The sequence below is a fragment of the Verrucosispora sioxanthis genome (assembly GCF_010560025.1).
Lineage (GTDB): Bacteria > Actinomycetota > Actinomycetes > Mycobacteriales > Micromonosporaceae > Micromonospora > Micromonospora palythoicola.
The window spans coordinates 244,982-255,921 of sequence record NZ_SAIY01000010.1; the positions used below are offsets into that span (position 1 = coordinate 244,982).

Genomic DNA, 10,940 nt, shown 5'->3' on the forward strand with positions numbered 1-10,940 from the left:
TGCCGGGGGACGGGGAGGTGGTGCGGGTTGCCCGGACCTTGCAACCGGGACTGAAAATTTCAGAAAGGTTACAAGCCGATTTCAACGCCTGTCAATGCACTGGTGTGGACGGTCGGCGCGGGGCCGTTATACGCGCCGGGCGGCGGGGCGGTTCGACAACTCGGCGAGATTTTTTCTTACGACACTGATCCGACCGGAGCCGCGCTGCGTACTGGAATGGGGAACAGGGTCGGCCGGCGGTGCGCCGCCGCGAGACGATCGAGGAGCAGATGGTCCGGGCTACGCAGAACGAGAAGGCAGCTGCCGTACGTACCAGCAGCAGCAGTCGAGGGATCCGCGTCCGGTCCCGCGGCCAGATCATGGCGCTCTCCGCGTCCGGGCTCGCCGCGTTGTGGGCGTTGACGATGCTCACCGGCGCGGGCCAGAAGATGTACGCGATGGGCTTCTTCTTTACCGAGTTCTTCGCCGGCGTGATCGCGCTTGTCGCGCTGAGCCTCACGGTGATGATGGGGCTGATCGCCACCGATCGGCTGGTGCTGCTCATCCGGCACCGGGTGCTGTTGCAGTCCGCGCACCGGGCGACCGGCATCCTCGGCGTGGCCGGACTGGCCTTCCACGTCATCACGAAGATCGCCAGCGGTCGGGCGGGGGTTACCGACGCCGCCGTGCCGTTCGTCGGTGGCCGAGGCCTCTACGTCGGGCTGGGCACCATCGCCGCGCTGCTCATGGTGGGTGTGCTCTGGACCGGGATCATCCGGGCCCGGTTCGCCGACGTCGGTCCGAAGTGGGTGTGGCGTGCCCTGCACTCCATGGCGTACGTCTCCTGGCCGTTCGCCATCTTCCACGGTCTGCTCGCCGGCCGTCCGCCCGCCACCTGGGTGGGCCTGAGCTACTTCGCCTGCGTGGTGCTGGTCGTGCTCGCCCTGATGGTCCGTCTCTCGGTCACCCTGCAACGGCGCAGCCGCGAGCAACAGCAGGCCGCGGTGCTGAACGAGGTCATGAGCGGGGCCAAGTCCACCGAGGAGACCCGGGGCAAGTCCCTGCTGGGCACCCTGACCGGCCGGCGCGAGGAAGCCGACGACGGCCGGGAGAAGCGGGTCCGCCGCGACACGAGCTGGGCCGACAGCACCTCCGGGACCTGGGCCAGCCCCACCATCCGGCGCAACGACCCGGAACGGTTCACCGTGCCGGTGGTCCCCGAGCCGGGCACGCTGCGCGAGCCCGTCCGGTCCGGCCGGGACCGTCGCGACGAGGAGTTCGAGCCGGTCGTCCGGCGTGCCTCCCGCCGCGAGGAGGAGGAACTGGAGCGCGTCGTACGCCGCGAGACCGAGGTGCTGGAACCGGTGGCGCGCCGGCGCCGCGACGCCGAGCCGGTCAGCCGGCGTGCCTCCCGCCGCGACGAGGAGCTGGAGACCAGCGGGCGGCGTACGGCGCGGGTCGAAGAGGACCTGGAGCCGGTGGTACGCCGGTCGCGGCGCGACGAGGAACCGACCGGCCGCCGGTCGCGGCGCGAGGAGGAGCGCGAGCCGGTGGGCCGCCGCGTGTCCCGTCGCGACGAGGATCTGATGGAGTACGAGGAGCCGGTGCGTCGCCGCCGCCGCGACTCCGACGACGAGGAGGAGTACGGCCGCTCCCGCCGCTCCCGGACCGACAGTCGGTACTCGGCACCACCGCAGCGCGTGGTCGACGAGCCGGAGGAGCCCTGGGACAGCCCTCGCCGGTGGGAGTCGAGCAACCCGATCTCGGCCGGCCCGATCTCCGGTGCACCCATCTCCGCCGAGCCGCGTAGCGGCGGAGGGCGACACAGCGCCGAGGACGACCTGCCGGAGGCGGAGACCGACTACTGGCGCCCGCCGGCGCGGTACGCCCCGGACGACGTGGCCGACGACGACACTCCCACCCTGGTCGACCTGGCCTCCCGGCGTGCCCGCCGGGCCTCGTCGGCGGAGAGCCGGCGCCGCCGCCGGGCCGATCCGGATTCGGTGGACGGCGCCTACTGGGCCGGGCTGCGGGGCGAGGCCAAGTGACGACGCGGACCACCGTTCCTCCGGTGGCCGCCGTCGGTGAGCCCCGGCTCACCGCGGGGTTCGCCGAGTTCGGCCGGCTCGACCTGCGCGCCCACGAGATGGTGCACGGCCCGATCAGTCCGATGGAGCCGTCCAACCTGCTGCGTCTGGCCGAGGGCATCCAGCTCAAGGGCAAGGGCGGGGCCGGCTTCCCGTTCGCTCGCAAGCTGCGGGCGGTGTTGGAGTCCTGTGAACGCCAGGATCTGCCGCCCGTGGTGGTGGTCAACGCCACCGAGGGCGAGCCGGCCAGTTGGAAGGACAAGGTCCTGCTCACCCGGGCGCCGCACCTGATCCTCGACGGTGCCGCGCTCGCCGCGTTCGCGCTGGACGCCGAGGAGATCGTGCTCTGTGTGGCCGACGACATGGTCGGCCGGGACTCCCTGATGGAGGCCCTCGACGAGCGCCGGATGCCGGTGCCGACGAGCGTCGTGACGGTGCCGCACCGGTTCATCAGTGGTGAGGGCGGCGCGCTGGTGAACGGGATCAACGGGCTGCCGCACATCCCGCCCGGCACCAAGAAGCGTGCCAGCGACTCCGGTGTCGGTGGGCTGCCGACCCTGCTGTCGAACGCCGAGACGTACGCCCAGGTGGCGGTCGCCGCCCGGCTGGGCCCGTACGAGTACGCGGCGCTCGGCACCGACGACGAACCCGGCACGGTGCTGCTCAGCGTCACCGGCGCGGCGAAACGCCACGCGGTGGTGGAGTGCGCGGCCGGCACCCCGTTGGCCGAGATCCTCGAACTGTGCGAGGTGCCGGACGGCCCCGGCATCCTGATGGGCGGCTACCACGGCAAGTGGACCACCCGGGAGGCGGCCGAGCGGGCCGAGGTCTCCCGCAAGGGTCTCGCCGCGGTCGGTGGCACGCTCGGCGCCGGCATCATCGTCCCGCTCGCCGACGACACCTGCCCACTGGGCGAGGCAGCGCAGGTGGTGCGTTACCTGGCCGGGGAGTCCGCCGGGCAGTGCGGCCCGTGCAAGCGCGGGCTGCCCGACCTGGCCCGCGCCGTCGACCTGGCGGTTTCCGGCAGCGCGCCGGTGGAGGTCGTCCGGGCCGCCGCCGGCGACGTCAAGGGCCGTGGCGCGTGCAGCCACCCCGACGGTACGTCCCGATTCGCGCTCTCGGCGATGGAGGTCTTCGCCGAAGACCTGAAGAAGCACACCACCGGTGAGGGCTGCGGTCGGCGGGTCAAGGGCATGATGGGCCTGCCCGGCGCTCCCGATCCCGACCCGCAGAAGCTGGTCCTGGACTGGTCCCGGTGTGACGGGCACGGCCTCTGCGCCCATGTGGTGCCGGACTTCATCCGGCTCGACCAGAACGGATACCCCGCGTTCCCGCCCACCCCCGTACCGACTTGGTTGCGGGAGGGCGCGGTGAAGGCGGTGAAGGTCTGCCCGGCGTTGGCGCTGCGGCTGACCCAGGCCTGAGCCCGCCGACCGTGGCGGCTCCGCTGCCCGGCTGACGGGTGAGCGAATCGAGGGAGACGCGGATGGGGTCGCTTTCACCGACGGGGCGGTCAACCGGGGCGGCCACCGCCGTCCTGCTCGCCGCCGTGCTGGCCACCGCCGGATGCGGTGCCGGTCCGGACGCCGGGGCGGCCCCGCCGGCCGGTGGCCCGCCGGCCACCACCGTCGACACCGCGTCCCCGTCGACCGGGCCGACCGTGCCGGTACCGGACACCCTGCGGTTCACCGGCACCACCCTGGGCGGCGCGGCCTTCGACGCCGCCGCCCTGGCCGGCCTGCCGGTGGTGCTCTGGTTCTGGGCACCCTGGTGTGCCACCTGCGCCAGCCAGGCGTGGACGATCGCCGAGATCGAGCCCGGCTTCCGGGAGACCGTGCCGATCATCGGTGTCGCGGGACTCGGCGAACGCAAGGCGATGACCGACTTCGTCACCGAGTTCGAACTGGGCCCGATGCCGCAGATCGAGGACCGTGCGGGGACGATCTGGCGCCGCTTCGAGGTGGTCGAGCAGAGCACCTTCGTCATCATCGACCGCGACGGCCGAATCATCCACCAGGGCTGGCTCGACGGCGAAGACCTGACCCGCCGAGTAACCGCCCTAGCCGCCACCTGACCCCGGCCCCCACCCCAGGTCCCCCCCGCCCCTCCGCGTTGATCATGAGGTTGACGGCACTGTCGATCTCCAAAAGTGCCGCAAACCTCATGATCAACGTGAGTAGATCAAAGGGTCAGAGGGTCAGAGGGTCAGGGGGTCAGGCGGTCGGTGTTGAGGCGGGGGCGGAGGACTTCGGGGACCAGGACCGAGCCGTCGGGCTGCTGGAACTGTTCCAGGATGGCCGGGAGGAGGCGGCTGGTGGCCAGGGCCGAGCCGTTGAGGGTGTGCACGAAGCGGGTCTGCTTGCCCCCCGGCTCGCGGTAGCGGATCGCCGCCCGGCGGGCCTGGTAGTCACCGCCCCAGGAGACCGACGAGACCTCCTTGTACTTCCCGGTGCTGGGCATCCACACCTCGATGTCCAGCGTCTTACGCATCGAGGCGCTGGAATCGCCGGCCGCGAGCAGGCTGCGCTGGTAGTGCAGACCCAGCCCTTCGACCAGGCTCTCCGCATGGCTGACCATCTGCTCCAGCGCCGCGTCGGCCTGCTCGGGCAGGGTGAACTGGAAGATCTCCACCTTGTTGAACTGGTGGCCCCGCACGGTGCCCCGCTCGTCGGAGTGCGAGCCGGCCGCCTCGCGCCGGTAGCACGGGGTGTACGCGAACACCTTCAGCGGCAGCTTCGCGGTCTCCAGGATCTCGTCCTGGTACGCACCGAGGATCGCCGTCTCCGCCGTCGGCAGCAGGAACTGTCCGCGCGGCGCGGACTGCTTGTCCAGGTGGTACACGTCGTCGTAGAACTTGGGGAACTGGCCGGCGGCGAAACCGGCGCTGTCCAGCAGCAGGTGCGGCGGCAGCAGGAACTCGTACCCGGCCTCGATGTTCCGCTCGATCAGCCAGTTGACCAGCGCCCACTCCAACCGGGCACCCAGGCCGGTGTACATCCAGAAGCCGGAGCCGCCGAGCTTGACGCCGCGTTCGTGGTCGACCAGACCCAGCATCCGGCTCAACTCGACATGGTCGCGGACCTTCTCGATGGCCGGTGGCGCACCGAAGGTCTTCACCACCCGGTTGGCCTCCTTGCCGCCGGGCACCACGTCCTCGGCCGGCAGGTTGGGCAGCTCGCTCATGGTGGTGTGCAGCCGCGCCTGCACCTCGTCGAGTTCCGCCTCGAGTTCGGCGACCTGCTTCCGACCGGCCTCCGAGGTGACCTGCGGCTCGACACCGGCCCGTTTCGCCTGCGCGTACGCCCGGGCCTCGGCCTTGCGGCGCTGGCGTTCCCCGTCGATCTCCGTGATCAGCCGGCGGCGCTCCCGGTCGAGCTGCTGGATCTCCGCCAGCACCCGGTCGACCTCGGCGGCGTCCAGCCGCTTCGCCAGCGCGGCCGCCACCGCGTCGCGATCCTTCCGGATCAACTCCATGTCGAGCATGCTGCTCCGTACGCCTCCGTCCGGGCTCGGGTGGACCTCCAGATGCTACCGTCGCGCCCGAATCGCCCCGCCTCCCGCACCCGCTTCCCCGGATCCGGCGGTCAGAGCCGGATCGGCATCAGGACGGAGAAGGCGGCCGGATCGTCGGGGCGGCGGATGGCCAGCGGGGTGACCGGGCCGTCCAGTTCCAGCACCAGGCGCGGGCCACCCGCCGCGCGCAACGCGTCGAGCAGGTACTCCCCGTTGACGCCGACCCGCAGCTCCACCTCGGCCCGACCGGCACCGCTGTCGGCCAGTTCGTCCGGGCCGAGCAGGCGTAGCGGGTCCCGGCCACCCAGCCCCAGCACGGTCACCGGCAGCGGGCCGCCCGCGTGTTCACGGGTCACCGTGGGGGCGCCGGAGCGCAGTGCGGCGACCAGCCACGGCGCGTCGACCGGCACCCGGCGGGCCGGCGCGCCCGTCGTTCCCGGCAACAGGGCGTGGTAATCGGGAAGTCGTACGGCAGGGTCGTCACCCGCAACCGACGCCTGGCGACGTCGGCGACGACCTGCCGGCCGACCAGCGTCAGCCGCACCTCGCCGGTGGCCGCCTCGCCGGACAGCCGGCGCAACCGGTCGACGGCGGCCACCGGCAGCAGCGCCCGCACCGCCGGACCGCGTACCGCCGCACCGGCCGTCGCCACCGCCATCCGGTGCCGGTCGGTCGCCACCAGCCGGACACCCTCGTCGGTCACGTCGAGCAGCACACCGGCCAGTCCCGGCAGCGCCGGGTCGTTGCCGACCGCGAACCGCACGGCGTCCACGGCGGCGGACAGTTCCTGCCCGGCCAGGACGAGCCGGGTGACCTGCGGGGCATGGTCGGCGGTGAGCAGGCGACGGATCCGGGCGGCCTCGGCACGCGCCTCGGCCAGCCCGTCCGCCAGCCGCCCGAGGTGCGACTCGATCAGGCGGTGCACCACCGGAGGTTCCGCGCGTACCGCCCGGGCGATCTCGGCGACCGGCAGGCCGATCCGACGCAGCCCGGCCACCAGCTGGGCCGGTGCCACCTGGTCGTCGGCGTACCAGCGGTACCCGGTGACCGGATCGACCCGGACCGGGATCAGCACCCCGGCGGCGTCGTAGAACCGCAGCGCGCTCACCGTCAGCCCACTGGCCCGGGCCAGCTCTCCGATGCTGCGCAGGTCACTGTCCACGGCCCGATCCTGCCCCCTCGACCTGGTCGAGGGTCAAGCCCGACCGGCTCGCGGGGCCCGGCAGAGGTCAGGAAGGCGCCGTTCCTTCCTCCAACGTCCGGAAGGTGATGCCGGCGGCGGTGAGTCGGTGCAGCAGCGCGTCGCCCATCGCGGTGACCGGTGTGACCTGACCGGCGGTGGCCGGCAGGTCGTCGCAGGCCAGGCAGAGCGCCGACTCGGCGAGCATCTTCGCGGTCTCGTCGTAGCCGGGGTCGCCGCCGGCCACCTCCGTCACCACGCGGCGACCGCCGCCGACGCCGACGAACCGCACTCTGAACCACGACTTCGCCCGCTGCTCGGCGCTCGGTCCCTGCCCGGAGGCGAGCCGACCGAGCAGCCAGCGTCGGGTCGGCGGCAGCTTCACCAGCCCGACCACGGCACCGAGCCCGCGCCGGCGGCCAGCACCGTCGGCAGCCGCCGCACCGCGGCGAAGTGCCGGTAGCGGAAGTCCGGACCGTACTCGGGGCGGGCCGCCGCCGAGCGGCGGACCACCTGCGGGTCGATCGTCGGCAGCGGCACCGCCCAGACCGGCAGGTCCCGCGAGCGGCCAGCCGGCCCGGCACGGCCCGGACCCGGCGGTCGGTGGGGCGAGGCTCGGCGGCGCGGCGTTCGCGGGCCGCCCGCGACGCCTCGGCGGTACGGGAGAAGGCGGTCAGCGCCGAGTGGTACGTACCCGCGGAGAACCGCCCGCCCGCACGTACGTACCCGTCCACGGTTATCGCGGCGTCGGCGGGAAGCTGTTTGACGGTGAACCAGACACCGAGGTCGTGCGGGATCGAGTCGAAGCCGCAGGCGTGCACCAGCCGAGCGCCGGTGCGTACCGCCTCGGCGTGGTGGCGCAGGTACGTCCGATCGACGAACTCCGGCTCGCCGGTGATGTCGAGGTAGTCGGTGCCGGCGGCGGCGCAGGCGGCCACCAGCGGTTCACCGTGCTGGACGTACGGGCCGACGGTGCTGGCCACCACCCGGGCGTCGGTGGCCACGGCGCGCAGCGAGGCGGGGTCGGTGACGTCGGCGGTGAGCAGCGGCAACCCGGCCAGCGACGGATCGATCGCGGCCAGCTGGTCCCGGACCGTGGCCAGCTTGTCGGGATTGCGCCCGGCGATCGCCCAGCGCAACCCGGGCGGCGCGTGCCGGGCCAGGTAGCGTGCGGTGAGCCCGCCGGTGAACCCGGTCGCCCCGAACAGCACCACGTCGTACGACCGTTGGGCAGCCATCCCGCGATCATGCCATCGTCGCCGCCGGTCCGCCCGTCGTCGGTCAGTGCGGGGTGAACACCGCGCGCACGCACTCCTGCGGCCGGTCCCGGAACAGGGCGTATCCCTCGGCGGCCCGGTCCAGCGGGAAATGGTGCGTGGCCAGGTACTCGGTACGCAGCTCGTCGCGGGCCATCCGGTCCAGCAGCATCGGGATGTGTCGCTGGCCGTGCTGGCGTCCGCCGCGCACGGCCAGCCCCTTGTGCACCACGGCGCCGGCCGGGAACGCGTCGACATGACGGACACCGCCGTTGAGCACGAAGACGCGGCCACCCTTGCGGCAGGCGTACACCGCCTCCCGGACCGCCTCCGGCACCCGGGCGCGGCCGGTGAACCGGTCGGCGAGCGATCGGTGTTCCCCGGCGGGCCCGCCGACCGCCTCGACGCACACGTCAGGTCCCCGGCCACCGCTGAGCTCCCGCAGCTGTGCCGTGACATCGGCGTTCCGCCGGTCGATGGTCTCGGCACCGACGTGCTGCCGCGCCATCAGCAGCCGCGCGGGGTGCCGGTCGACGACGACCACCCGCTCGGCGCCCAGCAGCCAGGCCGCCCGGGCGGCGAGCTGACCGACCGCGCCCGCTCCCCACACCGCCACCACGTCACCGGGCCGCACCTCGCCCGCCTCGGCGCCCAACCAGCCGGCCGGTGCGGCGTCCGAGGCGAACAGGGCCCGGTCGTCACCGACGGACTCCGGCACCGGGAACGCCCCGACATCGGCGTAGGGCACCCGTACGTACTCGGCGTGGCTGCCGGCGAAGCCACCTGCGGCTCGAGGCTGGCCGAAACAGCCCGCCACCGGATGACCCCACTCCGCCTCGCTCGTGCTCGGATCGGTGCTGCCGTTGTCGCAGCACGACGGTAGCCCCTGCCGGCAGTACCAGCAGGCACCGCAGGCCACCGAGGCGCAGACCACGACCCGGTCGCCGATCCGGTGCCGGCGTACCGCGGCGCCCACTTCGACCACGTCGCCGAGGAACTCGTGGCCGAGCACGTCACCGGCGGCCAGGCCGGGCGCCTGGCCGGTGAGCAGCGGCAGGTCGGCGCCGCAGGTGGCGCTGCGCCGCACCCGGACGATCACGTCGTGGTCGTTGCGCAGCTCCGGATCGGGGACCTGGCGTACGGCCAACTCGCCGTCGGCGGTCCAGCACAGCGCTCTCACCGTGACCGCCCGTCCGTCGGCGGTGGGGAGGTGCCGACCGGCACCACCGGCCCGCGCTCGCCCGGCATGCGGTCGGCACGCAGCACCTCACCGGTCTCGGCGAGCTGCTTGACCTGCCACAGCGTCCGTCGTACCAGCAGGCCGGGATCGTCGCCCACCAGGTGCGCGGCGAGCCCGGGCCAGGCCGCGTGCGGCCGTGGCCGGGCCGCCAGTTCGGTGCCCCGGCCGCCCGGCGCCCGCCGCACCGCGACCTCGACGGCCCCGTCGAGGCGGCGCAGCGGCTCCGGCCAGACCGCGGCGGGCAGCACCTGCTCCGGCGGCCGGTCGATCGTCACCACCTGCCAGCCTGCCGAGCGCCGGGCGGGCCGGGCCCGCTGCCGGGTGACGGCGGTACGCGCGGCCCGGGCCGCCGCCACGCCGAGAGCGCCGGCCACCGCGACAACTGTCCCGAACCGTCCCACTCGTACCTCCGACTCCCGCCTGCGGCCGTGTCGTGCCGTCGCGCCGAGCGGCGTCGGCGGTCGATCCGGTGGGATCCGCGACGCGTCCGCCCAGCTCATCGCGAGTGTCGCCGGGTTCCGGGTGAACCCGGTTCCCCTGAAAGGGGTGAACCGTCGCGGGTCGGGTAACCGCCCGCCGCAGGACCTGGGGAGGAAACACGCGTCCGTGGGGGTGGGCCGGATGCCGGATGACCGCAGCACCGTCCGGGCCGACACGGCGGTCCGAGCACCGGGCGGCCCACCCCTGCTGGCCTCCCGGCTGGCACCCGCCGTGCCGGGAGAACCGACGGTCCTGCGGCCCCGGCTGGCCCGGTTGCTCGACGAGGCGGTGAGCCGCCCGGTCACCCTGCTCCGGGCACCCGCCGGGTGGGGCAAGACCACGCTGCTCGCCACCTGGCGGCGGACCCGGCAGGAGGCTGACCCGGACGCCCCGGTGCCGGCCTGGGTGTCGGTCGAGGCGGGTGACGACCCGGACCGCCTCTGGTCGTACCTCGGTGCGGCGCTGCGTTCCGTCGTGGATCCGGCGGAAACGCCGCTGCCGGACCGGGCGCCGCGCCCGGACGAGTTGGAGATCCTCGCCGCCGCCCTTGCCGCCCGGGAACGGTCGGTGGTGCTGATCGTGGACGACCTGCACCGGATCACCGAACCGGCGGCGCTGGCCGGCCTGGAGTTCCTGCTGCGCCACAGTGAGCAGCGGCTGCGGTTGGTGGCGGCCGGACGGAGCGGTCCGCCGCTGGCGGTGCACCGGCTGCGGCTGGCCGGGGAACTGACCGAGATCGGTCCGGACGACCTGGCTTTCACCGGCGACGAGATCGCCGACCTGCTCACCGCGCACGGGGTGGCCGTACCGGCCGCCGCCGTGGCCCGGCTGCGGCAGCGGACCGGGGGATGGGCGGCCGTACTGCGGATCGCCGCACTCGCCCTGCGCGACCGACCGGACCCGGAGCGGTGGATCAGCGAACTCGGCGCCGACCAGCCGGAGATCGCCGGATATCTACGGGCGGAGCCGTTGGCCGGGTTGGCGCCGACGGACCGTGAACTGCTGCGCCGAGCGGCGATCGTCGACGCCGTCTGCGCGGATCTGGCCGCCGCGCTCAGCGGTGCCACCGACGCCGAGGAACGCCTGAGCACGCTGGCCGACGACAGCGGTCTGCTGCACCACGACGGCGGCCGGCCGGCCTGGTACCGGTGCCATCCGCTCCTGGCCGACCTGCTGCACCGCGAACTGGCCCGGTTGCCGGTGGA

The 10,940-nt window shown here is 73.6% G+C and carries 7 protein-coding genes and 2 pseudogenes; 4 read left to right on the forward strand and 5 right to left on the reverse strand.

All coding sequences use genetic code 11. From position 1 onward, the window contains the following. Positions 1-239 precede the first annotated feature (239 nt). From ENC19_RS25245 to ENC19_RS25255, 3 genes are all read left to right on the forward strand, one after another. Positions 240-2,027, forward strand: coding sequence for a ferric reductase-like transmembrane domain-containing protein (locus ENC19_RS25245; protein ID WP_328824378.1), 1,788 nt, complete (start codon positions 240-242; stop codon positions 2,025-2,027). Then, the gene (locus tag ENC19_RS25250; RefSeq protein WP_164449537.1) at positions 2,024-3,490 is read left to right on the forward strand and encodes an NADH-quinone oxidoreductase subunit NuoF family protein; all 1,467 of its coding nucleotides are present in this window, start codon (positions 2,024-2,026) and stop codon (positions 3,488-3,490) included. The genes ENC19_RS25245 and ENC19_RS25250 overlap by 4 nt, the downstream gene beginning before the upstream one ends. A gap of 62 nt (positions 3,491-3,552) precedes the next feature. Beyond that, on the forward strand, positions 3,553-4,140 hold the full coding sequence (locus ENC19_RS25255) for a TlpA family protein disulfide reductase (protein ID WP_164449538.1): 588 nt from the start codon (positions 3,553-3,555) through the stop codon (positions 4,138-4,140). A 131-nt stretch (positions 4,141-4,271) separates the two neighbouring features. Here the strand turns inward: ENC19_RS25255 and serS are convergent, their stop codons facing one another. The 5 genes and pseudogenes from serS to ENC19_RS30640 form a co-directional block, all read right to left on the reverse strand. Continuing rightward, positions 4,272-5,549 carry a serine--tRNA ligase gene (gene serS, locus ENC19_RS25260; protein WP_164449539.1) on the reverse strand — a complete coding sequence of 426 codons (1,278 nt, stop codon included), beginning with the start codon at positions 5,547-5,549 and terminating at the stop codon, positions 4,272-4,274. Between the two features lie 101 nt (positions 5,550-5,650). Beyond that, a pseudogene (locus ENC19_RS25265) lies at positions 5,651-6,729 on the reverse strand (DNA polymerase III subunit beta family protein). 79 nt (positions 6,730-6,808) lie between these two features. Beyond that, positions 6,809-7,997, reverse strand: a pseudogene (locus ENC19_RS25270) (saccharopine dehydrogenase family protein). 43 nt (positions 7,998-8,040) lie between these two features. Next, positions 8,041-9,195, reverse strand: a complete 1,155-nt coding sequence (locus ENC19_RS25275) for an alcohol dehydrogenase catalytic domain-containing protein (RefSeq protein WP_164449540.1) — start codon at positions 9,193-9,195, stop codon at positions 8,041-8,043. Beyond that, positions 9,192-9,629, reverse strand: a complete 438-nt coding sequence (locus tag ENC19_RS30640; RefSeq protein ID WP_408058105.1) for a hypothetical protein — start codon at positions 9,627-9,629, stop codon at positions 9,192-9,194. Before ENC19_RS30640 ends, ENC19_RS25275 begins: the two co-directional genes overlap by 4 nt. 172 nt (positions 9,630-9,801) lie before the next feature. Here ENC19_RS30640 and ENC19_RS30645 point away from each other — a divergent pair. Next, positions 9,802-10,940, forward strand: a 1,139-nt coding sequence (locus ENC19_RS30645) for an AAA family ATPase (protein ID WP_408058106.1), incomplete at its 3' end; no start/stop codon positions are given.

Excerpts from the sequence above, each read along its gene's own strand:
- serS (WP_164449539.1), bottom strand. The coding sequence starts at position 5,549 with ATGCTCGACATGGAGTTGATCCGGAAGGATCGCGACGCGGTGGCGGCC.
- ENC19_RS25255 (WP_164449538.1), top strand. The coding sequence starts at position 3,553 with ATGGGGTCGCTTTCACCGACGGGGCGGTCAACCGGGGCGGCCACCGCC.